Source organism: Asticcacaulis sp. (assembly GCF_051956075.1).
GTDB lineage: Bacteria > Pseudomonadota > Alphaproteobacteria > Caulobacterales > Caulobacteraceae > Asticcacaulis.
This window is the reverse complement of sequence record NZ_JBQCGA010000032.1, coordinates 65,848-87,240: the sequence shown is the minus strand read 5'-3', so window position 1 is coordinate 87,240 and position 21,393 is coordinate 65,848. Positions and strand designations below refer to the sequence as shown.

The following is a 21,393-nucleotide window of genomic DNA, read 5'->3' as shown; positions in this document are numbered from 1 at the left end:
CTTCGGCCATCTGCACGGACAAGGAAAGGCGCAGGACTTTCCGCGCCCTCATCTCTTGTCCGTGTACGCCGCGAAAGCGGCGGTCCGTGAGGATGGCCAAAGGCCATCGTCCGTGGTTAAATCCCTTCCTTAATCTGAGCGAGCCATCTGCGTCATCTGCGGATATATCCGCCTTCCGTCAAGCGCGATCCGCGTCCTGGATGTCGATCGGACCTAGAGCGATGCGTAAAATGCGTCGATCAGGCTGACCGGGCGCGGATCGCCGAGCAGGTACGACGACTGCTTGTTCATCACATAGGCCGCCGACACCTTACGCTCCGGGTCGGCGAGGGCGCAGGAGCCGCCCCAGCCGCTGTGGCCGACGGCGCGCTCATTGCGGCCATAGATGTTCAGCCCCTTATTGCGCAAAAAGCCCGCGCCCCAGGACAGTTTGAACGGCAGCACGCGGTCCTGACCATAGACCCGCTCGCGCGTCGCCTGCGCCAGAGTCTCCGCCGAAATCAGCGACCGACCGTCCAGAACGCCGCCATTGGCGACCACGCTCATCAGACGCGCCAGACCGAGCGCCGTGGCGTGGGCGTTGGCGGACGGAATCTCCATGCGCCGCCAGTCGCCCGAACCGCGACCCGCCGGGGCCGAGCCCTTGTCGAGGAAGGCCGATTGTTTGATGCGGTCGATAACGCCAAGATCGGGCGGCGCGGTCGGCTTTTGCAGGTGGGCGATGCGCGGCGCATAGTCGTCCGGCGTGCCGATCATCACTTCGATCCCGAACGGCTCTGCGAAATCCTCGCGCAGGGCCGTCCCCAGCGAGCGCCCCTCGACGCGGCGGAACACTTCGCCGAGCAGATAGCCGCCGGTGATCGGGTGATAGCCGGAGCCGTCGCCGGGCGTCCATAAGGGCGCCTGTTCGCACAGGGCCTTCAGCGTCGCCGGTACGTCGAACCAGATCGACGGATCCTGCGGCGGATAAAAGCCGGGCAGGCCGTCCTGATGCGAGATCAGTTGCCCGAGCGTGACCTTGTCCTTGCCGTTCTGGCCGTAATCGGGCCAGTAGCGCGCCACCGGCGTTTCGTAGTCGAGCTTTCCCTGATCGACGGCGCGCGCGATCAACAGGGCCATCACCGCCTTGCCGGTCGAAAACACCGGCGTCAGGGTCGTCTCGTCAAAGGCGCGCGTCCCTTCGCGGTCGGCCTGACCGGCCCACAGATCGACCACAGTTTCGCCCGCAACCTGCGCGGTGAAGCGCGCGCCCAGCTCCTTACCCGCCGCGAAATTGGCCGCAAAGGCGTCGCGCACGGCGGCGAAGTGTGGCGGGCAGGTTCCGTGAAGTTCGGTCATGAGGGCCTCGTTAAAATTCAAAACACTCTCCTCTCCCCATGAATATGGGGAGAGGACGAGAGCCGAGCGTAAGCGAAGGCGATCGGGTGAGGGGCTGTTTGCCGGTTGCGCTCAGTCGGCTGACAGCCCCTCACCCGAGGATCGGCGGCTGCGCCTTGCTCCTCGTCCTCTCCCCAGTGTCATGGGGAGAGGGTGCTAGGCAAGGCTTTCCCGCAGCCAGGCGGCGTAATCGGCGCTGGCCCAGACCACGGGCGTCGCCAGAATTTCCGGCGTATCATAGCTGTGCCGCGCCTTCACCCGCGCTTCAAGTTCGGGCAGTTTCGCGGCCAGGGTCTTGAGGGTGAGCAGGACTTCCGACGCCTGTTCGACCGCGCCGCGCCAGCGATAGGTGGAATGGATCTTTGTCGTCTGCGCGCAGGCCGCCAGTTTCGCTTCGACCAGGGCCAGCGCGAGCGCCTGAGCCTCGTCTTCGGAGGCGCAGGCGATGGACACAGTGACGATCTCGCTCATGTCCATCGCCCTAATCTCAGCCGAGCGCCGTCATCAGCTCCGGCACGATGGTCTTGTAATCGCCGACCAGACCGTAATCGGCGACGCCGAAGATCGGCGCTTCGGGATCCTTGTTGATCGCGACGATCACCTTGGAGTCCTTCATGCCGGCCAGATGCTGGATGGCGCCGGAAATGCCGATGGCGATGTAGAGCTGCGGCGCGACCACCTTGCCGGTCTGGCCGACCTGATAGTCGTTGGGCGCATAGCCCGCATCGACCGCTGCGCGCGAGGCGCCGACCGCCGCGCCGAGCTTTTCGGCCAGCGGGTTCAGCACGGCGTCGAACTCTTCCTTCGAGCCGAGCGCGCGGCCGCCGGAGACGACCACCCTGGCCGAGCCCAGTTCCGGGCGGTCCGACACGACCTTTTCTTCGGAGATGAAGCGCGCGCCGGGGAAGGCGGCGGGAACGGCGACCGCTTCGACGCTGGCCGAACCGCCTTCGGCGGCGACCGGCGCAAAGGCCGTGGTGCGCACGGTCATCACGATCTTCGCATCCGAGGTCTGCACGGTTTCCAGCGCATTGCCCGCATAGATCGGGCGCACGAAGGTGTGGGCGTCCAACACCTCCATGACGTCGCTGAGCAGCGAGACATCGAGCAGGGCGGCGATGCGCGGCGCGGCGTTCTTGCCCGACGAGGTGGCCGGGAAGGCGATGGCCTCATAGCCGCCTGCGATCTGCGCCACGACTCCAGCGATGTCTTCGGCGATCTCGGCCTTGAGTTCGGGGCTTTCCGCAGTCAGCACCTTGCGCAGGCCCGCGACCTTCGACGCAGCGGCGGCGACAGCGGCGACGCCTTCGCCCGTGACCAGCAGGTCGATCTCGCCCGACAGTTTCTGGGCGGCGGCGATGGTTTTTAAGGTGGTGTCGCGCAGATGCGCGCCATCGTGATCGGCAATTACCAGAGCGGCCATCTTACAGCACTCCCGCAGTCTTGAGCTTGGACACCAGTTCGGCGGCGTCGGCGACCTTGATCCCTGCCGAGCGCTTCGGCGGCTCGGTCACCTTGACGACCTTGTGGCGCGGCGCGACATCGACGCCGTAATCGGCGACCGACTTCGTCTCCAGCGGCTTCTTCTTGGCCTTCATGATGTTGGGCAGCGAGGCGTAGCGCGGCTCGTTGAGGCGCAGGTCCGTGGTGATCACGCACGGCAGCTTGACGCCGAGGGTTTGCAGGCCGCCATCGACTTCGCGCGTCACCTGAGCTTCACCGTTCTCGATCACCACTTTCGACGCAAAGGTCGCCTGTGGCCAGTTCAGCAGGGTGGCCAGCATCTGGCCGGTGGCGTTGTTGTCGCCGTCGATCGCCTGCTTGCCCATGATGATCAGGTCGGGCGTTTCCGCCTCGACCACGGCCTTGAGCAGTTTGGCGACCGCCAGAGGCTCGATATCCTGATCCGACTGGATCAGGATGCCGCGGTCGGCGCCGATGGTCAGGGCGGTGATGATCGTGTCCTTGGCCTGCGCAGGCCCGATGGAGACGGCGACGATCTCGGTCGCGACGCCCTTTTCCTTCAGGCGCACGGCTTCCTCGACCGCGATTTCGTCGAACGGGTTCATCGACATCTTGACATTGGCCAGATCGACGCCCGACTGGTCCGCCTTGACGCGCACCTTGACATTATAGTCCAACACCCGCTTGACGGGCACCAGTATCTTCATGGTCCGTTACCTCTTTCATCGTCCGTCGTGCGGACGCGCCTTTTAGGTCATGGCCTAACACAAAGTTGACGTTCGCGTCAACAATATCTCATGGGGTTTAAAGCGTTTCCCCAAAAAGTGGTCCCACTTTTTGGATCAGGAAGAGCGACAAAGCAAAGACTTAAAGCGCTGATTTGATCCCATCAAATCGGCGCTTTAAGTGACGGCGACCTGCCCCTAAGTCAACCCGCAACTGCGCCCGGCGGATCAAGAATCGGCAAAAATCTTGCCCTTGCGGCCATTTCAGCGCATAAGGCGGGCGTTTTTGCGGAGCGTCCCATGAAAAGCCAGATCGGCAGGCTGAAATATGTCTTTATCGCCCTGCTGGCGATTGGCTGCGGCCTGATCTCCGGCTGGCAATATCTGTATCAGATTCCGGCCAAGAAGTGCGACGCGGCGGGCGGCTGGTTCTCCTATCGCTACCGCCAGTGCGCCCAGCCCATCGCCCTGCCGACCCTGACCGGGCGCAAGGCGGGCGAAGCGCCGGTAATCGACTATCACGACGCCAAGCCCGCCTCCTGACGGATCAGGCGCACCGGCGTCGATTTGAACGCCGGGGTCTTGCTGCGCGGATCGACTGAGGTTCCGGTCAGGGCGTTGGCTTCGGGGAAATAGGCCAGCACGGCGCCGCGCGCCAGGTCGAAGGCGCGTAAGGTGACGTCGCGCATCACGCCATGTTCGGACGCGACATGCGCGACATCGCCGTCCTGAAAGCCGCGCTCGGCCAGGTCTTCGGCGTTCATCAGCACGCTCCAGCGATCCACGCCGCCGCGATAGGCGTCCGTGCGCTCATAGATGATGGTGTTGAACTGGCCCTCCGAGCGCACCGTCGCCAGCATCAGGCTGTCCGGCAGGGACGGCAGGGGGCGCACAACGAAACGCGCCTTGCCGTCCAGTGTGTTGAAGCGCGGCGTGTGCAGCAGGCGGCCCTGAATGTGGAATTCGCGTTTGGCGACGTCGATATCGGCCAGGGCCTGCATGCCCGGCACGATCTTGGCGATCGCCTCGCGGATGGTGCGGTGCGGCTTGAAGGCCTGAAAATCGAACGGCAGGTCGGGCATGAGGCGCGAGGCCAGATCGCACAGAATATCGCTTTCGGGCCGCACGCCGCGCAGGCGCATAATGCCGCCATCGGACAGGCGCACATAGTTGAACATCGATTCCTGCGTCGTCGGCTGCCATTCCTCATCGCGCGCCGTCACCGGCAGGATCAGGCTTTCCGAGGCGTCCAGCCCATGCACATGGCCGCGATTGAGCGTCGTGGTCAGGTACAGTTTGAAGCCGATGCGGTCGAGCGCCTCAGCGGCGAAGCGGCTGTCGGGATTGGCTTCGAAAAGATTGCCGCCCATCATCAGGGCCGCGTCGATGCCGCCCTGATGCGCGGCCTGCATGCAGGCCATGGTGTCCATGCCCGGCGCGTCGGGCAGGCTGAGGCCGAAGGCTTCCTCCATGCGCGCCAACACGTCTTTCGCCAGCACCGGCTTGACGCCGATGGTGCCGATGCCCTGCACATTGGAGTGGCCGCGCAGGGGCAGAAGGCCGGCGCCGGGACGCCCGATTTGTCCGCACAACAGCGCCAGATTGGCGATATATTCGACATTGTCGGCGCCGTTGAGGTGGTGGGTGATCCCCATCCCCCACGCGATGACCGCATTGTCCGCCTCGGCATAGAGTTTGGCCACGCGGCGCAGGTCGTCGCGCGTCAGGCCGCAGCCGTTTTCGATGACCTCCCAGCCTAATCCCTCGCTGTCGGCGCGCAGGGCGTCGAAGCCGCTTGTATGCGCGGTGATGAAGGCCGCGTCCTGCGCGCCCAGCTCCAGCGCCGCCTTGATCAGCCCTTTCAGCACGAACAGGTCCGAGCCGATGCGCGGTTGCAGATAGTCCGAGGCGATCCAGTCGCCGCCCTTGAGCATCGAGGCCGGGCTTTTCGGAATGGCGAAGCGCACCAGACCCGGCTCCTTCGCCGGATTGATCATCACCACCGCGCCGCCGCGTTCGCGCACCGCCTTCAGCTTGTGAATGAAGCGCGGATGGTTGGAGGACGGATTGGCGCCGATGACCAAGACCATGTCGCAGCGGGTCAGGTCTTCGAGTTCGACCGTCGCCGTGCCGGTTCCGATGGTGGCGCCCAGACCCACCCCGGTCGCCTGATGGCAGTAATAGGAGCAGTTGTTGACATTGTTGGTCCCGAACGCCCGCGCCAGCAATTGCAGCACAAAGCCCGCCTCATTCGACGACCGGCCCGACGCATAAAAGAAGCTGCGCTGCGGTCCGGCGGCGCGGAAACGCGCGGCGGCCAGATCGAGCGCTTCGTCCCAGCCGATCGGGCGATAGCGGTCGTCGTCCTTGGCCTTGAAGACCGGCATGGCCAGACGGCCCAGATGCTCCAGCTCATGCCCGTCCAGCTCGCGCAGATCGTCAAGGCTGTGATCCAGCACTTCCGGCGGAATGCCCGGCTGGATGTCGGTCGATTGCGCCTGAATCGACTTGTTGCAGACCGAGGGAAACTCATCCAGCTCATTGGTCATGCCGCCGCGCTGACCGCCCATGCCGAGCGCGCACGCCTTGCAGGCGTTCTTGGCGGTCAGCGCCTTGGCGGTGTTCTCAAGCCCGATGCGCGTGGCGGTTTGCAGGGCGTACAGCACCTTCTTGGCGCCGCCGCCGACAATGGGTTTCGACATGAACCTATCCTGTGCGGGCGTCTTTTATCCGCCCGCCGAGCCGGGGTGTCAAACCGTTCGCTCAGGCCTTCACGCGCGCGATCAGGGCCGTGGTCGAGGGATCGTGCGGCGCGATTTCGGCGCCTTGAATATCTTTCAGCACCTTGACGCCGAGCGTCTTGCCCAGTTCCACGCCCCACTGGTCGAAGCTGTTGAGGCCCATGACCACGCCTTCAACGAAGGTCTTGTGCTCATAGAGGGCCAGCAGCGCGCCTAAGCTTTCCGGCGTCAGTTCGTCGAGCAGCACCAGCGAGGACGGCTTGTTGCCGGGGCAGACCTTTTGCGGCGCGATCTGCGCGGTCTTTTCGGCGTCGAAGCCTAAGCTCCGGCATTCGTCTTCGGAGGTCGCCAGCGACTTGCCGACCATGAAGGCCTCGCCCTGCGCGATGACGTTGGAGAGCAGTTTCTGCTGCATGTCGCGCGAGGCCTCGGCGTTCTTGGCGGCGGCGATGAATTCCAGCGGGATCACGTCCTCGGACTGGTGCAGCATCTGGAAGAAGGCGTGCTGGGCGTTGGTGCCCTCATCGCCGAACACTACCGGGCAGGTCTTCACATCGAGCAGCGCGCCGGTCGGCGAGGTGCGCTTGCCGTTCGATTCCATCTCAAGCTGTTGCAGGAAGGCGGCGAGGCGGCGCAGGCGATGCACGTAGGGGATGACGGCGCGGCTGGGGCGGTCGAGGCCGATGCGGTTGTAGAGTTGCGCCGCCGCCAGCCAGACCGGGGCGTTGCGCGACAGAGGGGCGGTCAGGAAGTGCTGATCCATCGCGCGGGCGCCGTCCAGCAGGCGCTGATAAACCTCATAGCCGAGCGCGATGATCAGCGACAGGCTGACCGCCGACCACAGCGAATAACGCCCGCCGACCCAGTCCTTGAAGCCGAAGACGCGGTCCGGCGCGATGCCATAGGCGCCGGTCTTGTCGGGCGCAGCCGAGACGGCGGCCATGTGGGCCTTGGCGCCGTCCTCGCCCAGAGCCTTGACCAGCCAGTCGCGCGCGGTGAGGAAGTTGGCCAAGGTCTCCTGCGTCGTGAAGGTCTTGGAGACGGCGATCACGAGCGTCTCCGCCGGATCAAGGCCCGCCAGCGCCAGCGCCAGTTCCGAGCCGTCGACATTGGCGACGAAGCGGATGTCGATCTGCGGCTGCAAGGGCGTCAGGCCCTGAAACACCAGACGCGGGCCAAGGTCCGAACCGCCGATGCCGATATGGACGATGGTCTTGAAGCGCTTGCCGGTGCAGCCGACGATCTCGCCGGAGCGGATGCCGCCCGCATAGTCGCGCATCGCGTCGCGCGCCGACTTGACGTCGTGGGCGATCTCGGTCCCGCGCAGACGCAGGTTTTCGGCGTCCGTGTCGCGCAGGGCGACGTGCAGCACGGCGCGGCCTTCGGAGACGTTGATGACCTGACCGGTCCACATCTTCTCGCGCGCTGCGGCGATGCCGGCGTCTTCCACGGCGGCGATGGCGGCGTCGAAACCGGCGCGTGTCCAGCTTTGTTTCGAGACATCGACATGGATGCCCGCCACGTCGAGGCTCATGCGGGCGAGGCGGTCGGGATCGGCCTTGAACTGATCGACGATCACGGCGTTGGCGTCGGCGGCGGCCTGGGCTTTGAGGGCGTCGAGGGTCATGGCAGTCTCCTGTGATCAATAGCGCGGCGCGTGATTTTGCCGAGGTTCCATGTCAAGCTTTTGGCCAGCCGTAAAGACGTTATCCGCCGCGCGCGCTGAATATTTTTGCGCGCCGCCAGAATTGGTCCGACGCCCGTTATGGCCGCGCTGAGAGCGCTCCACGGCAAGGCTTTGCGGCCCTTGAGCGTATCCTTGAGCGCGCCGATCAGGGTAAGACCAATATGGATGGGCAGGGTGATAAGCAACAGAAGCAGCGGCATGGATTTCAGGTACAGCCACAGACGGTTGCGATAGCCGTGCCACAGCGCGAAGTCCGAGCGCACGCTTGTCGAGGCCGACCCGACATGCAGAGTCCTGGCCGCCGGGACGAAGACGCAGCGCTCACCGATTAACCGAGCGCGGAAGCCAAGATCGGCGTCCTCGCAATAGCAGAAGAAGCGTTCGTCGAAACCGCCCAATTGCGCGAACAGGCTGCGGCGGATGATAAAGGCGGCGCCGCACGGGGCGAAGACCTCCGCGTCCTGCAAATCCTCCGGCGCGAGATGGCCGAGGCCTGCGCGATAGGGAAAGCCGAAAAAGGTCAGGCAATCGCCCGCCCCGTCCATCAGGCGCGGCGCATCGGCGTTCAGTTGCAGGGCGGTGAAGATGGACACGTCGGGATGGCGGCGCATGGCCGCTTGCATGGCGTCCACCCAGTCCGGCGCGACATAGGCGTCGGGATTGATGAAACCGATCCATTCGGTCGTCGCCAGAGCCGCCGCCCGGTTCATGCCCGCCGCAAAACCGAGATTGGCGCCGTGCTGCACCTGCCGCACGCGCGGGAATTGCGCCGCCAGCGCCGCCATGTCGAGATCGTCCGAGCCGTTATCGGCGTGGATGATGTCAGCGTCCTGCGCGCACAGGGCTTCGAGGCAGCGCGTGATCTGCGCGCCGGAGCGGTAGCTGAGGGTAATCAGGGTCAGGTCGCTCACGACTTAATATCCTCCCCCGCTGCGCAGGGGAGGGTGAAGATCATCAAGCCCTTTCCTTTCCCTCACGCCGCCTCCCATTCCGCCAGCACGTCCGGGTCGTGTTCCAGCGGCGCATAGCGGCGTTTCATTTCCGAAAAATCGCTATTATTTTGCGCCTGTTTCAGCGCCCAGACGGCGGCGTTACGCACAACAGGGTTTGATTCCGTTAGCTTTTCTTCAAGAACGGATTTTATGTCTATTTTTTCAGAAGCACGATAGGCGTTGCCGAGCGCATAGATGACATTGCGCACAAAGCTGTCGCGTCCGATGCGCTTGACCGGCGACTTGCTGAACAGGGCGCGGAAGGCCGCATCGTCCAGTCGCGCCAGATCGGTCAGTTGCAGCGCGTCGAAACCGTCGCGCGTTCGCAGCTTTAAATCCTGTGCTTCTTTCGCAAACTTGTTCCACGGGCAGGCGGCCAGACAGTCGTCGCAGCCATAGATGCGGTTGCCGGTGGCGCGCCGGAACGCCTGCGGCCAGGCGCCGCGATATTCGATGCTTAGATAGGACAGGCATTTGCGCGCATCTAACTGGTAGGGCGCGATAAAGGCTTCGGTCGGGCAGGCGTCGAGGCAGGCGCGGCACGAGCCGCAATGATCGCGCTCCGGCGCGTCTTCGGCCAGCACCCGGTCGAATAGGATAACGCCGAGAAACAGCCATGAGCCGAAGTCTCGCGACACCAGATTGGTGTGCTTGCCCTGCCAGCCCAGCCCCGCCAGTTGCGCCAGCGGCTTTTCCATCAGGGGCGCGGTGTCGACAAACACCTTCAGCTCGCAGCCGGTTTGCGCGACGATCGAGGTCGCCAGCGTTTTCAGCTTCTTCTTGATCAGCTCGTGATAGTCTTCGTTGCGGGCATAGCAACTGATATTGGCCAGGTCCGGCATGGCCAACTTATCGCGCGGATCGGTTTCGGGGCCGTAATTATAGCCGAGGACCAGCGCCGAACGCGCGTCCTCCCACATGTGGCGCGGATGTCTGCGCCGCGCCAGCGTCTCCTCCATCCAGTGCATCTGGCCATGCAGGCCCGCCGCGACGAACGCCTCCAGCCGCTCCGACGCGGCCCAGACTTCGGGCAGGGGGGCGAACCGCGCGGCGCAAAAGCCAAGCTGATGCGCCTCGGCGCGGATGCGGTCGGAAAGGCTGGCTTCGGGCGTCAAAAATCCAGCTCGGCATAGTGCCGCGACGCCGGCACGCCCGGCAGCTTGTCGGCCAGCAGCGGACGGAAGCACGGGCGCGACTTCATCACCATGTACCAGGTCTTCAGGTGCGGATAGCGCGTCCAGTTGACCTCATCGAAATAGTCGAGCACCGACAACTGCGCCGCGCAGGCGAAATCGGCGTAGGACAGACTCTGACCCGCCAGCCAGTCGCGCGTCGCCAGCAGGCTCTCGAAATAGCGCAAATGGTCTTTGAGCGCCTCGCGGCCCGCGCGCATGGCGCCGATATCGGGCGCGCCGCCGCCGATCAGCCGCTTCTCCATCTTTTCGTGCAGCAAAAGCGCGTTGACCTCATAGTCGAACTTGCGCTCGAACCAGCCGACGAGGCGACGCGCCTCGGCGCGTTCGTTGATGTCGCGCGGCCACAGGTTCGGCGTCGGCGCGACCTCTTCGAGATGTTCGAGAAGGGCGCGGTTTTCGCAGATCCTGTGATTTTGCCCCTGCGATCCGGCTTCCGGCGTTTCGGTCAGCACCGGCAGAAGGCCCGACGGGTTGAGGCGTAGAAAAGCGTCGTCCGGCTCCCAGTAACGGACCGGGTTGTCCTCGAAGCTCAGCTTCTTTTCGCCCAGAGCCAGCCGCACGAGCCGCGAATGCGGATCGAAGGCGAAATGATAAAGCTGACGCACATAGGCGCCTGGCGCAGGGGCGGCGGGGGAGGCTGACATGTTCCGCTTATGCCTTATTCGCCTCCAGGGAGTCAAAGCGCGCGTCGTCCCGTTCGCCGTCTTCCTGGTGGAAAACGCCGCCGTGCGGATCGGCCTCGCCCTTGGGGTCGGGATGGATCAGAATATCGGCGTTCGGATAGGCGGCCAGCAGACGGTTTTCGGCGGCGATGATGATGCGGTGCGCGTCCGACAGGCTCAGGCGCGGCGACAGCTCGATATGCATCTGCACCGCGATATAGGGGCCGTTGAGGCGCGTGCGCAACTGATGCACGCCGAGTATGGCCGGGTCTTCCAGCACCAGCGCCTCGATATGATCGACATCGGCCTCGCCCATCGCCTCGTCCATCAGGTGCGAGGCGGCTTCGCGCAGCACCTGCACCGCGCCCCAGACGAACCAGCCCGCCATCACAAAGCCCGCCAGCGCATCGACAACCGGAAAGCCGAGCATCGCCGCGGCCACGCCGACCAGGGCGATCAGATTGGTGACGAGGTCGGTCAGATAGTGCATGCGGTCCGCCGAAATCGCCACCGATTGCGAGGCGCGAAGGGCCATGTTCTGAAAGCTGACCAGAGCGAGGGTCAGCACGATCGACACGATCAGCACCGCGACAGCGAGGCCGGTGTTCTGCAAAGGCTCAGGATGCAGCATGTGGCGCACGCAGTCCTGCATGACCAGCGCCGCCGAGGCGAAGACCAGACCGGCCTGAAACAGGGCCGAGAAGGCTTCGGCCTTGCCGTGGCCGAACGGATGCTCCTTGTCCGGCGGCGTCTTGGCGTAGCGCACGGCGAAGAAGGTGATCAGCGAGGCGATCAGGTCGAGGCCGGAATCGGTCATCGAGGCCAGCACCGAGGACGAGCCGGACACGATCACAGTGTACAGCTTCACAATGACCAAAAGGGCCGCCACCCACACCGACAGGGTGGACGCCGTCATCACCAGGCGTTCGGGCGGCAAGTTGCGGAAATTCAGCCAATTAAGGCGCGTCTGTGGCGTCTGGGTCATGGAAATGTCTTATCATGTCGCCAAGGTGACGCAAAGCGCGCACTGGAGGCGGAACGCCTTACGGCGCCGTATTCATGTCAGGCCAAAAATCACGTCTGCAAATAGTGTTAATCAAATCTAAATGCGGCGTAGCCAGACGGACGGTTACGTGGCATGTTGGAAAATCAAGATTGATTTTTTGAGCACAGAAAGTTCGTACATCGACAGGTTAGGGACGCGTCTCATGTCACGAGTCTGGATCAGCCGCTCCGAGGCGCTCGCGCGTCTTGAGGTCAAGCCGCAAACGCTTTACGCCTATGTCAGCCGCCAGCGCATCGCCGCGCGCAGCGACCCCAATCATCCGCGCATGAGCCTTTATGCGCTCGACGACGTCGAGCGTCTGACCCGGCGCGGTCGGGGGCCGGAGGCGCGTAAGGATGCGCGCGACCTGTCGTTCACCCCCGCTTTGCCGGTCGGCGCCGCCGTGCGCGGCGAGGCGGCCATCGACACCGAAATCTCGATCACCCTGGACGGGCGGCACTATTATCGCGGCAAGGACAGTCTGAAACTGGCCGGGCGCGAGAATTTCGAGGCCGTCGCCGCCCTGTTGTGGCAAAGCTCGGTTGCGAATCCGTTCGGGCCGCTCAAGCCGCGCCCTGACGTCAATTTTCCTGGCGGGCCGCGCACCCGCGTCCTGTCCATGCTCAGCCGCCGCATGGAGGAGGACGCGCTGGCCGATGTCGATCCCAATCGCGACCTGAAGCTGGAGGCGGCCAGTCTGATCAATGAGATGGTCGATGCGGTCACCAATGGCGGCCCGCGCCTGTTCTTTCACCAGAGGCTGGCGCGCGCCTGGAAGGTCTATGATCTGGCCGATGTCGATCTGATCCGCCGGGCTCTGGTCCTGTGCGCCGATACGACGCTGGATGACGCCACCTTCGCCGCGCGCGTCGCCGCCGCCACCTTAGGGCCGCTGGCCGGGCCGGTGATGGCGGGCTTTGCGACCGTGATGGGGCCGCGTCTGGGCGGGCGCATTTCGCGCGCCGAATCCTATGTCACCCAGGTGCGCCGTCACGGCAATCCGCAGGCCCTGGCCAAGTCCTATCTCGACCGCGGGCTTGAGCTGCCGGGCTTTGAAAAACCCGTCTCCGCCTCCGAACAGGCGCGCGCCCACAACCTCATTGAGGCGGCGCCGCAAATGGGCGCCGACCTGAAAAACGTGCTCAAGGCGGGTGAAGACCTGACCGGTCAGGGCGCGGGCCTGCCGCTGGCCCTGGCCCTGATCGGCCGCCATCTCGACCTGCCGCGCGAGGCGCCGCTGACCCTCTACGGCATAGGCCGCAGCGCGGGCTGGCTGGCCCACGCCATCGAGCAGATGCAGTCCGGCTCGGCCCCGAAGGCGCGCCTGCGCTATATCGGCGATTATCCGCAGATCGAGGCGTAATCGCCGTTTGCCGCGGCGGAAAAACCCGCTTATGAGAGAAGGCTCCATCCCTGGGGTTTTCCATGCACAATCTGCTTGCGGCCTTGCTCGGCGTGATCGAGGGCCTGACCGAATTTCTGCCCGTGTCTTCGACCGCGCACCTGCTGATCTCTGAGAAACTGCTGCAATTTTCCGATCCCGGCGGCAATTTCACCGTCATGATCCAGCTCGGCGCCATTCTGGCCGTGGTGGTGCTGTATTTCCAGCGCCTGTGGAAAGCCGTCATCGACCTGCCGACCAGGCCCGAAGCGCGCCGTTTCGCGCTCAGCGTCATCGTCGCCTTCCTGCCCGCCGCGGTGATCGGGGTGATCATCCACAAGCTGATCGGCGAGATGTTTGAAAACCTGACCATCATCTGCGTCGCCCTGATTGTCGGCGGCGTCGCGCTGTGGCTGGTCGATAAATATGCGCCGAAACCCGAATATCACGACTCGATGCAGCTCAGCTTCAAGACCTCGCTGCTGATCGGCCTGTTTCAGTGTCTGGCCATGATCCCCGGCATGTCGCGCTCCGGCTCGACCCTGATCGGCGGCATGTTGAGCCGGGTCGATAAAAAGGCCGGGGCGGAGTTCTCCTTCTTCCTCGCCATCCCGACCATGCTGGGCGCCTTCACGCTCGACTTCGTCAAGAGCTATAAGTCGCTGACCCCCGATCAGTACGGCGCCATCGCCATCGGCTTTGTCGTCGCCTTTGTGGCGGCGCTTGTGGTGATCAAGCCGTTCGTCGGTTTCGTCTCAAAGCGCGGCTATGGCTTCTTCGCTCTGTGGCGAGTGGTCGTCGGCGGCGCAGGCCTGTTCCTGATCTACGGCCTGCACGCGCTCTGAAACTCAGGTCAGGGGGCGAAGGCCCGCACATGGCCATTGGCGTCGGCCGCGATCAATTCGCCATCAACCCAGATTGGCGAGGCGATGAAGGCGCCCATCGCCTTGACCTTTTCGACCGCGCCCTGAAGCTGCTGATCGGGCGCGAACAGAATCTTGGCGTCGAACTTGCCGTCGGCGCCGATCAGATGATCGGCGTCCGCCGCCCCTTCCGGGCTTTGCCAGCGCCAGACCGGCGCGCCCGTCGTCTTGTCGATGACCTCAAGCACGCCGTCCATGGTTGCGAAGGCGACATAGCGCCCGCCGATCAGGATCGGCGAGGCGTAGGTCCAGACGCCGGTCTTGACCCGATAGCGCTCGGCGCCGCTTGCCTTATCCACCGTCACGAACAGGCCGGTGTCGGAGGTGGCGAAATAGAGGCTGTCCGCATCGACCGCCGCCGTGGTCAGCACCCAGCTTCCCTTGGCGTCATAGGTCCAGCGCCGTGCGCCCGTCGCCGCGTCGAAGGCATAGAGATGCGCATCGCGCGTCCCGACATAGACCGTATCGCCGTCAAGGGTCGGCGCGGCGGGAACCCCGACCAGCACGCCGTATTGCGCATCGACGCCGCCCTTGAAGCCCCACAGCTTCGCGCCGGTCGCGGCGTTGAGCGCGATCACCTGCGTGTCCAGCGCGCCAAACACCAGCCGTCCGTCGCTCAAGGCCGGCGCATCGTGAATCGCCGCGCCTGCATCGAACGCCCACAGTTTTGCACCGTCGTCGGCGTTCAGCGCGTACATATGGCCGTCGCTGGAGCCGATATAGACCCTGCCATCCGCCACGAGTGGCGAGGACAGCCAGAAATCCCACGGATCGGGAACCGGCCCCATTTCTTTGGGCAGGCCATAGCCGCCGACCTGCGCGTAACGCGCCTCGCCGCCGGTGGCGAAGCGCCATTTCAACGCTCCGCTCTTAGCGTCGAGCGCCTGCACATAGCCATCGCGGCTCAGGACGAACAGCCGCCCGTCGGCGACGGCTGGGGTCGAGGCCAGTCCACCCTCGGCGTGGTAAAGCCATAAACGCCTGCGCGTCGCCAGATCGAAGGCGTAGAGATCGCCATTTTCCGCGGCGATATAGAGCCGTCCGTCCGCTGCGACCGGCGAGGCGCTGATCCCGGTCGGCAGGTCGATCCGCCAGACCTCATGCAGATGACGCATGGCCTCCGGCGCCGGCGCTGCATCGCTGGCGAGGCCGCTATGGCGCGCGTCCTTCATGAACATCGGCCAGTCCGCCGCATGGGCGCACCCCGTCGTAGCCGCCATAATGACGGCGCAGCCAATCAAAGACTTCAAACCTCCCCCTCGCCGCCGGACGCGGCTGTTATGGGTTGTCAGGCCGCAACCGCGAACTGACCGTTCTTGCGGAAGCGCCACAGATAGGTCGGCAGGATGGACTCCACCGCGGTGGCGGCGATGCCGAGATCGTTCAGGCCCTTGGCGCCGCTGCTCACAACATTGTCGCTCTTGAGCAGGGCGACCTGATCGCTGGTCAGGGGCGGCGCCGGAACCAGCACCGGCAGCACGCCATGCAGACCGGCCACGATGTCGCCGACCACGCCGATCAGCGACGCAAGGCCGAACGGCATGAAGATCTGCGCGCGCGGCGTCATGATTTCCTCAGCCGTGTAGCTGACAAGCTGGTTGAAGGTGAAAACTTCCGGTCCGCCCAGCTCATAGGTCTGGCCGTAACAAGCCGGATCGCCCAGGGCGCGCGCAATCGCCTGCGCCACGTCGCCGACATAGACCGGCTGGAACTTGGTCTTGCCGCCGCCGATGGCGGGCATGAAGGGCAGGCTCTTGATCTGCTGCGCCAGCGAGGTGAAGAAGCCGTCCTGCGGCCCGAAGATCAGGCTGGGGCGCACGATCACCGCGGTCGGGATCGCCTTGCGCACGGCCTGTTCGCCCAGACCCTTGCTGGCGGCGTATTTCGAAGGCGACTTCGGGTCGGCGCCGATGGCCGACATCTGTACGAAGTCCTTGATTCCCTTGGCCGCGGCCGCCTGCGCCACCGCCTCGGCGGCCTGATGCTGCAAGCCGTCAAAGGTCTGGCCGCCGCCCTGCATCAAAATGCCGACCAGATTGATGGCCGCGTCCGCGCCGTGCAGCGCCGCCTGGATGTCCTCAGGTTTACGCACATCGCAGCGCACGACCTGAATCTGCCCGACATCGCCGTTCGGCTTGAGATCATAGGCCAGGGTCGGCCTGCGCACCGCGACGCGCACGCGCCAGCCCTTTTTCGCCAGGGCCCGCACCACCTGCTTGCCGACAAAACCCGAACCGCCGAAAACCGTGACCAGTTGCACCATGCGCGACATCCTGAAATGAACACCTGCGGCGCCGGACCCTGAAAAGGCAGGCGCCGCCTTATATGGCCTCGATAAACCAAGCCTCCGGCTCAGGCAACCGGTTAGGCGGGCGCGCCCGAAACTTTTGTGAATAGCTGCACAAAAAGCCGTTGACCGCGAAAAACTTTCCCCCTATAGGTCGCCGCCTCGCCGGAGACGGCGGGGACAGACCACCTAAGAGACGTGCCCAGGTGGCGGAATTGGTAGACGCGCTGGCTTCAGGTGCCAGTGGCTTAACGGCCGTGAAGGTTCGAGTCCTTTCCTGGGCACCATCTTGGGGTTCGCGGCCATTCGCGAAAACTGAAAACCCCTTTGAAATGTGCTGGTTACTAGGCGTTGAGGTCAACTCCGTCTGCCGAAGTTCGCCCGCATTCGCCTGAGTTGGGGGATATTTGGGGGGAGGGATTTCTCGGCGGTGCGTTCCTGATTTGGGACGTTCGCAATGGCGATGACCGACATCGTTTAGGCAATGCAAAGCCGCTTGCGATGCGGATTGGGAATGGCTCAGGACGGCTTCTCCGCACGCCTTTCGCCTAGAAAAGCGCGCAGGTCGCCATCCTCGATCAGCGCGTCCATCATGTCCGACGTGACCACGCCTTGCAGCGTGTTGATCTCCCTGACGACTCCGTCGAGCCCGACAATAAAGACCTGCACCGGAGCGGCGTTATCGACGAGAACGGAACAGTCGCCATCGGGCAGCATCCTGACCACGACGCGCGCATTGCCCTTGTCGTGTTCAGGCGGGGGCTCGCCTACAACCACATATCTGGCGATGCTGGGGTCGTAATGAATGACCTCTGGAAACAGCCTTTGATAGAGCGACAGGTCGCTGGAAGCCTGCCTTCGCGATATGCCGAACTTGTCACACAGATCAGGCGCGCAGACCTCGCCGACCGTTTTTACAAGGTGCGATATCCACCTCAGCCTGCGCTTGGCGCGAAGCTCATAGACGGGCGGGCTTGTGCTTTTGCGGCGACCGGGCTGAGTCATGGTTCCAAGACTTGCTCACATTCAGGAAGCGCCGATTGTTACAGCCGGGCGCAGCAAAGGTAAGGTGAAATCTGAGCCGGGTCCGCCCCTTCAAAGCCCCTGCCTGGCGACCGCGCTTGGCTGAGGAAACAACGCCAACTGCCCGATGAGAACGCGTCCAATATTATGCGCCGAAGTCCAGCCTTATGCGTCGGCCGACAATTTGGAGCGGGTGAAGGGAATCGAACCCTCGTCGTGAGCTTGGGAAGCTCCTGCTCTACCATTGAGCTACACCCGCGTGAGGTCGCTGATGCCATAACTGGCGCGGCGGCGTCAACAGGCGCGTGTCCGTGGTGGATAAAGACGGCCAATCGGCTGGGGACGATCTGGCGGAAGCGGCGGGGCGACCTATATGGGAGTTGGGTATCCTCCCCTTATTTCCCAAATTCCCGGAGACTTTCATGTTTCGATGCGAAGCTTACGCAGCGCCGTCGGCGGATGCGCCCCTGGCGCCGTTTTCGTTCGAGCGCCGCGACCCTACGCCTGAGGACGTCCAGATCGACATTCTCTATTGCGGCGTCTGCCATTCCGACCTGCACATGGCGCGCAATGAGTGGGGCTTTTCCACCTATCCGCTGGTTCCCGGCCACGAAATCATCGGGCGCGTGGCCAAGGTCGGCTCGGCGGTGACGAAGTTCAAGGCGGGCGATCTGGTCGGGGTCGGCTGCATGGTCGATTCCTGCCGCGTGTGTTCGGCCTGCCGCGACGGCGTCGAGCAGTTCTGCGAACAGGGCATGACCCAGACCTACGCCTCGCCCGACAAGCACACCGGCGGCTTCACCTATGGCGGCTACTCCAAGGCGATCACCGTCTATGAGGGCTTTGTGCTGAAGGTGTCGGAAGCGCTCGATCCCGCCGCCGCCGCGCCGCTTTTGTGCGCCGGGATCACCACCTGGTCTCCCTTACGCCACTGGAAGGTCGGACCGGGCCAGAAGGTCGGCATTGTCGGCCTCGGCGGGCTTGGCCATATGGGGGTGAAGTTCGCAGCGGCGCTGGGCGCGCAGGTCGTATTGTTCACCACCTCGCCGTCCAAGATCGAGGACGGCAAGCGGCTGGGCGCGCATGAGGTCGTGGTGTCGAAGAACGCCGACGAAATGGCGGCGCACGCCGGATCGTTCGACTTCATCCTTGATTGCGTGTCGGCGGAACACGATCTCAACGCCTATCTGAACCTTCTGAAGCGCGACGGGACCATGTGTCTGGTCGGGGCGCCGGAAAACCCGACGCCGGTGGCTTCGTTCAGCCTGATCCTGGGGCGGCGCTCTCTGGCCGGGTCGCTGATCGGCGGCATTGCCGAGACGCAGGAGATGCTCGACTTCTGCGCCGAGCACAACATCACCTGCGATGTCGAGGTCATCGACATCAAGGACATCAATACGGCCTTCGAGCGTATGCTGAAATCCGATGTCAAATATCGCTTCAGCATTGATATGGCGTCGCTCTGAACCCGCCAAAGCTTTGACGATCAAGGCCGCCTCCTCGTGGGGCGGCCTTTTTTTGTTATGCGCAGTCCAAGGCATGGTTGTCCACATGTGTGGATCATTCAAACACTACATCTAGATAGGTGTGGACAGGTTGAAATTCCCCAACCACCATATATTGCGGTTTTTAACAATTGGTTTACCATCTGTTGACAGTCGAAGAGCGGGTTCTTCGGCATCAATCTATATCTTGTGGTTTGATCGCTTTTAAGCCGCAAGCTATGTGGGACGGGAGCGTAAAATGAGCTGGACCGACGAACGGGTGGAAACCCTGAAAAAGCTCTGGCAGGAAGGCCATTCCGCCAGCCAGATCGCCAAGACGCTGGGCGGCGTCACGCGCAACGCCGTGATCGGCAAGGTGCATCGCCTCGGCCTGTCGGGCCGCGCCGCGCCGTCGCAGCCGACCCGTCCGCTTTACAAACCCGCGCGTCCGTCGCGTCCGGTCGGCAATGCCGAGCGCGCCGTCAACGAGCGCCCGCAGGCCGCCGCGCCGCGCCGTAACGAGCCGATGGTCGCGCGCCCGGTGATCTCCACCCCGGCCACGCCCTATGTCGAGACGCCCGGCACGGCGACCGTGCTGACGCTCGGCTCCAAGATGTGTAAGTGGCCGATCGGCGATCCGATCTCTGACGAGTTCTCCTTCTGCGGCCGCGTGGCGTCGGACGGCGCGCCCTACTGCGTCGAACATGCGCGCGTCGCCTATCAGCCGTCGCAAAAGGCCAAGAAGCGCGATAACGGCGCCGATCTGTCGCGGTCGCTGCGCCGCTATCTGTAGGTTCCGGGTTTCAGGAAGTGAGACGCCCGCCGGTTTGTCCGGCGGGCGTTTGCGTTTAGGCGGCGTGCGCGGCGCAGGTTTTAGTTCAGCGTGCGCTTTGCGCCGGGGCGGTCGAGGGAGAAGGCCGGGATCGCGACCTGCAACAGGGCGCCGTCGTCGCGCGCGAAGAGATAGTGGCCGCTCATCGCGCCGGACTCGGTCGGGAGCGGGCAGCCGGAGGTGTAGGCAAAGCTTTCGCCCGGCGCCAGCACCGGGGTTTCGCCGATCACGCCGGGGCCATCGACCTTTTCGACATGGCCGTTGGCGTCGATAATGGTCCAGTGCCGCGTCTTGAGCTGTACCGTGTGCGTCCCGCGGTTTTCCATGCGGATATGATAGGCCCAGACGTGGCGACCCGCGCCGTGGCCGTGCCGGTCTGACGGGATATATTCGACCTCGACCGAAATGGCGATGGCGTGGGTAATGGTTTGATAGGGCATGGTTTAACGCTTGTTGAGTGACCAAATCTCTCTTAAATGGTCAGCCCATCCCTGCAAAGATAGTCTCATGCCGCTCGAAACCCAGCCCGCCGATCCGACCGAGAAGCCCGGCATCCTGCCAATGCAGGGGCTGAATGCGCTGATCGAGGCGGGCGCAATCACAAGCGCCTCGCCTTTCGACGCCGATCAGGTGCAGCCGGCCAGTCTGGACCTGCGCTTGGGCGCGCGCGCCTGGCGGGTGCGGGCCTCCTTCCTGCCGCGCGGGCGCACGGTCGCCGAGCGGCTCAAGGATGTCGAGATGCACGAGATCGACTTAACGCGCGGCGCGGTGTTTGAATCGGGCTGCGTCTATATCGCTGAATTGCAGGAGCGGCTCGACCTGCCCGCCGGAATTTCGGCGCGCGCCAATCCGAAGTCCTCGACCGGGCGCGTCGATGTCTTCGTGCGGCTTCTGACCGACTGCGGCGACCTGTTCGACGATGTGGTCGAGGGCTATAGCGGGCCGACCTATCTGGAGATCGCGCCGCAGACCTTCACCGTGCTGGCGCGCACCGGCACGCGGCTCAATCAGCTGCGCTTAAAGCGCGGCGCCTCGCCCAAGCTTTACACCACCGATTGCGGCGTCGATCTGACCGGCGAGCTGGTCGGGTTCCGCGCCCGCCGCCATGCGGGCATTATCGACCTCGATCACATCGCCGGGCACGATCCGCGCAAATACTGGGAGCCCTTGTGGTTCAACAGGGGCGAGTTGCTGCTCGATCCGGGCGAATTCTACATTCTGGCCTCGAAAACCAATGTCGAGATCCCGGTGCGCGAAGCCGCCGAAATGCTGCCCATCGACCCCGGCGTCGGCGAGTTCCGCGTCCACTATGCGGGCTTTTTCGATCCCGGCTTCGGCACCGAGGAGGCGCAAGGCACCGGCTCTAAAGGCGTGCTGGAGGTGCGCTGTCATGAGACGCCCTTCCTGCTGGAGGACGGCCAGACCGTCGCGCGCCTCGTCTATGAGCCGCTGACTGACAAGCCGACGCGGCTTTACGGGCAATTGGGGTCGAATTACCAGAAGCAGGGCTTGAAGCTGTCGAAGCATTTTCAGCCGTGGTAGGCTGATCAGACTAAAACCGTCGCCAGGGGGGA

20 protein-coding genes and 2 tRNA genes are annotated in these 21,393 nt (G+C 64.1%); 7 read left to right on the top strand and 15 right to left on the bottom strand.

The window, feature by feature from the left end; genetic code table 11:
* Positions 1–213: 213 nt before the first annotated feature.
* The 4 genes from ACTHLA_RS08860 to ACTHLA_RS08845 all read right to left on the bottom strand — a co-directional run bounded on the left by ACTHLA_RS08860 (position 214) and on the right by ACTHLA_RS08845 (position 3,548).
* Positions 214–1,338: a serine hydrolase domain-containing protein gene (locus ACTHLA_RS08860; RefSeq protein ID WP_440187533.1), complete on the bottom strand. Its 1,125-nt coding sequence runs from the start codon at positions 1,336–1,338 to the stop codon at positions 214–216.
* Positions 1,339–1,533: 195 nt separating this feature from the next.
* Positions 1,534–1,848 (bottom strand): divalent-cation tolerance protein CutA, encoded by a 315-nt coding sequence (gene cutA / locus ACTHLA_RS08855; RefSeq protein WP_440187530.1) that lies wholly within the window; start codon positions 1,846–1,848, stop codon positions 1,534–1,536.
* A gap of 16 nt (positions 1,849–1,864) precedes the next feature.
* On the bottom strand, positions 1,865–2,800 hold the full coding sequence (locus tag ACTHLA_RS08850) for an electron transfer flavoprotein subunit alpha/FixB family protein (protein ID WP_440187527.1): 936 nt from the start codon (positions 2,798–2,800) through the stop codon (positions 1,865–1,867).
* Between the two features lies 1 nt (position 2,801).
* A complete protein-coding gene (locus tag ACTHLA_RS08845) occupies positions 2,802–3,548 on the bottom strand; it encodes an electron transfer flavoprotein subunit beta/FixA family protein (protein WP_440187524.1) in 747 nt (248 codons plus the stop codon).
* Between the two features lie 318 nt (positions 3,549–3,866).
* Between ACTHLA_RS08845 and ACTHLA_RS08840 the strand changes: the two genes are divergently transcribed.
* Positions 3,867–4,109, top strand: coding sequence for a hypothetical protein (locus tag ACTHLA_RS08840; RefSeq protein WP_440187521.1), 243 nt, complete (start codon positions 3,867–3,869; stop codon positions 4,107–4,109).
* Here ACTHLA_RS08840 and ACTHLA_RS08835 read toward each other — a convergent pair.
* The 6 genes from ACTHLA_RS08835 to ACTHLA_RS08810 form a co-directional block, all read right to left on the bottom strand.
* Positions 4,085–6,268, bottom strand: coding sequence for an FdhF/YdeP family oxidoreductase (locus ACTHLA_RS08835; RefSeq protein ID WP_440187518.1), 2,184 nt, complete (start codon positions 6,266–6,268; stop codon positions 4,085–4,087). The two genes, ACTHLA_RS08840 and ACTHLA_RS08835, sit on opposite strands and share 25 nt — an antisense overlap.
* Before the next feature lie 61 nt (positions 6,269–6,329).
* Positions 6,330–7,934, bottom strand: a complete 1,605-nt coding sequence (gene pgi, locus ACTHLA_RS08830) for a glucose-6-phosphate isomerase (protein ID WP_440187515.1) — start codon at positions 7,932–7,934, stop codon at positions 6,330–6,332.
* The gene (locus tag ACTHLA_RS08825; RefSeq protein ID WP_440187512.1) at positions 7,931–8,905 is read right to left on the bottom strand and encodes a glycosyltransferase family 2 protein; all 975 of its coding nucleotides are present in this window, start codon (positions 8,903–8,905) and stop codon (positions 7,931–7,933) included. The genes pgi and ACTHLA_RS08825 overlap by 4 nt, the downstream gene beginning before the upstream one ends.
* A gap of 62 nt (positions 8,906–8,967) precedes the next feature.
* Complete coding sequence (queG, locus tag ACTHLA_RS08820; protein WP_440187509.1) at positions 8,968–10,101, bottom strand: tRNA epoxyqueuosine(34) reductase QueG; 1,134 nt, start codon at positions 10,099–10,101, stop codon at positions 8,968–8,970.
* Positions 10,098–10,826 (bottom strand): FtsZ-binding protein FzlA, encoded by a 729-nt coding sequence (gene fzlA, locus ACTHLA_RS08815; protein WP_440187506.1) that lies wholly within the window; start codon positions 10,824–10,826, stop codon positions 10,098–10,100. Before fzlA ends, queG begins: the two co-directional genes overlap by 4 nt.
* A 7-nt stretch (positions 10,827–10,833) precedes the next feature.
* Complete coding sequence (locus tag ACTHLA_RS08810; RefSeq protein WP_440187503.1) at positions 10,834–11,829, bottom strand: cation diffusion facilitator family transporter; 996 nt, start codon at positions 11,827–11,829, stop codon at positions 10,834–10,836.
* Between the two features lie 223 nt (positions 11,830–12,052).
* Between ACTHLA_RS08810 and ACTHLA_RS08805 the strand changes: the two genes are divergently transcribed.
* Complete coding sequence (locus ACTHLA_RS08805; protein ID WP_440187500.1) at positions 12,053–13,252, top strand: citrate/2-methylcitrate synthase; 1,200 nt, start codon at positions 12,053–12,055, stop codon at positions 13,250–13,252.
* Positions 13,253–13,314: 62 nt separating this feature from the next.
* Positions 13,315–14,115, top strand: a complete 801-nt coding sequence (locus ACTHLA_RS08800; RefSeq protein ID WP_440187497.1) for an undecaprenyl-diphosphate phosphatase — start codon at positions 13,315–13,317, stop codon at positions 14,113–14,115.
* An 8-nt stretch (positions 14,116–14,123) separates the two neighbouring features.
* Here ACTHLA_RS08800 and ACTHLA_RS08795 read toward each other — a convergent pair whose 3' ends face one another.
* On the bottom strand, positions 14,124–15,443 hold the full coding sequence (locus ACTHLA_RS08795; RefSeq protein ID WP_440187494.1) for an outer membrane protein assembly factor BamB family protein: 1,320 nt from the start codon (positions 15,441–15,443) through the stop codon (positions 14,124–14,126).
* Positions 15,444–15,481: 38 nt separating this feature from the next.
* A complete protein-coding gene (locus ACTHLA_RS08790) occupies positions 15,482–16,456 on the bottom strand; it encodes a complex I NDUFA9 subunit family protein (RefSeq protein WP_440187491.1) in 975 nt (324 codons plus the stop codon).
* A gap of 224 nt (positions 16,457–16,680) precedes the next feature.
* On the opposite strand from ACTHLA_RS08790, the gene ACTHLA_RS08785 reads away from it, so the two are divergent.
* A tRNA-Leu gene (locus tag ACTHLA_RS08785) sits at positions 16,681–16,767 on the top strand.
* Between the two features lie 232 nt (positions 16,768–16,999).
* Here the strand turns inward: ACTHLA_RS08785 and ACTHLA_RS08780 are convergent.
* Both ACTHLA_RS08780 and ACTHLA_RS08775 read right to left on the bottom strand, forming a co-directional pair.
* Positions 17,000–17,485: a hypothetical protein gene (locus ACTHLA_RS08780; protein ID WP_440187488.1), complete on the bottom strand. Its 486-nt coding sequence runs from the start codon at positions 17,483–17,485 to the stop codon at positions 17,000–17,002.
* Between the two features lie 203 nt (positions 17,486–17,688).
* A tRNA-Gly gene (locus ACTHLA_RS08775) sits at positions 17,689–17,762 on the bottom strand.
* A gap of 163 nt (positions 17,763–17,925) precedes the next feature.
* Between ACTHLA_RS08775 and ACTHLA_RS08770 the strand changes: the two genes are divergently transcribed.
* Both ACTHLA_RS08770 and gcrA read left to right on the top strand, forming a co-directional pair.
* Complete coding sequence (locus ACTHLA_RS08770; RefSeq protein WP_440187485.1) at positions 17,926–18,969, top strand: NAD(P)-dependent alcohol dehydrogenase; 1,044 nt, start codon at positions 17,926–17,928, stop codon at positions 18,967–18,969.
* Between the two features lie 277 nt (positions 18,970–19,246).
* The gene (gene gcrA, locus ACTHLA_RS08765; protein WP_440187482.1) at positions 19,247–19,780 is read left to right on the top strand and encodes a cell cycle sigma 70 cofactor GcrA; all 534 of its coding nucleotides are present in this window, start codon (positions 19,247–19,249) and stop codon (positions 19,778–19,780) included.
* An 80-nt stretch (positions 19,781–19,860) separates the two neighbouring features.
* On the opposite strand, the gene apaG is transcribed toward gcrA, so the two are convergent.
* Positions 19,861–20,259 (bottom strand): Co2+/Mg2+ efflux protein ApaG, encoded by a 399-nt coding sequence (apaG, locus tag ACTHLA_RS08760; protein WP_440187479.1) that lies wholly within the window; start codon positions 20,257–20,259, stop codon positions 19,861–19,863.
* 67 nt (positions 20,260–20,326) lie between these two features.
* On the opposite strand from apaG, the gene ACTHLA_RS08755 reads away from it, so the two are divergent.
* On the top strand, positions 20,327–21,361 hold the full coding sequence (locus ACTHLA_RS08755; protein WP_440187476.1) for a 2'-deoxycytidine 5'-triphosphate deaminase: 1,035 nt from the start codon (positions 20,327–20,329) through the stop codon (positions 21,359–21,361).
* The last annotated feature ends 32 nt before the right edge of the window (positions 21,362–21,393 follow it).

Coding starts and splice junctions, on each gene's coding strand:
- ACTHLA_RS08860 (WP_440187533.1), bottom strand. CDS start 1,338: ATGACCGAACTTCACGGAACCTGCCCGCCACACTTCGCCGCCGTGCGC.
- cutA (WP_440187530.1), bottom strand. CDS start 1,848: ATGAGCGAGATCGTCACTGTGTCCATCGCCTGCGCCTCCGAAGACGAG.
- ACTHLA_RS08850 (WP_440187527.1), bottom strand. CDS start 2,800: ATGGCCGCTCTGGTAATTGCCGATCACGATGGCGCGCATCTGCGCGAC.
- ACTHLA_RS08845 (WP_440187524.1), bottom strand. CDS start 3,548: ATGAAGATACTGGTGCCCGTCAAGCGGGTGTTGGACTATAATGTCAAG.
- ACTHLA_RS08840 (WP_440187521.1), top strand. CDS start 3,867: ATGAAAAGCCAGATCGGCAGGCTGAAATATGTCTTTATCGCCCTGCTG.
- ACTHLA_RS08835 (WP_440187518.1), bottom strand. CDS start 6,268: ATGTCGAAACCCATTGTCGGCGGCGGCGCCAAGAAGGTGCTGTACGCC.
- pgi (WP_440187515.1), bottom strand. CDS start 7,934: ATGACCCTCGACGCCCTCAAAGCCCAGGCCGCCGCCGACGCCAACGCC.
- fzlA (WP_440187506.1), bottom strand. CDS start 10,826: ATGTCAGCCTCCCCCGCCGCCCCTGCGCCAGGCGCCTATGTGCGTCAG.
- ACTHLA_RS08810 (WP_440187503.1), bottom strand. CDS start 11,829: ATGACCCAGACGCCACAGACGCGCCTTAATTGGCTGAATTTCCGCAAC.
- ACTHLA_RS08805 (WP_440187500.1), top strand. CDS start 12,053: ATGTCACGAGTCTGGATCAGCCGCTCCGAGGCGCTCGCGCGTCTTGAG.
- ACTHLA_RS08800 (WP_440187497.1), top strand. CDS start 13,315: ATGCACAATCTGCTTGCGGCCTTGCTCGGCGTGATCGAGGGCCTGACC.
- ACTHLA_RS08790 (WP_440187491.1), bottom strand. CDS start 16,456: ATGGTGCAACTGGTCACGGTTTTCGGCGGTTCGGGTTTTGTCGGCAAG.
- ACTHLA_RS08780 (WP_440187488.1), bottom strand. CDS start 17,485: ATGACTCAGCCCGGTCGCCGCAAAAGCACAAGCCCGCCCGTCTATGAG.
- ACTHLA_RS08770 (WP_440187485.1), top strand. CDS start 17,926: ATGTTTCGATGCGAAGCTTACGCAGCGCCGTCGGCGGATGCGCCCCTG.
- gcrA (WP_440187482.1), top strand. CDS start 19,247: ATGAGCTGGACCGACGAACGGGTGGAAACCCTGAAAAAGCTCTGGCAG.
- apaG (WP_440187479.1), bottom strand. CDS start 20,259: ATGCCCTATCAAACCATTACCCACGCCATCGCCATTTCGGTCGAGGTC.
- ACTHLA_RS08755 (WP_440187476.1), top strand. CDS start 20,327: ATGCCGCTCGAAACCCAGCCCGCCGATCCGACCGAGAAGCCCGGCATC.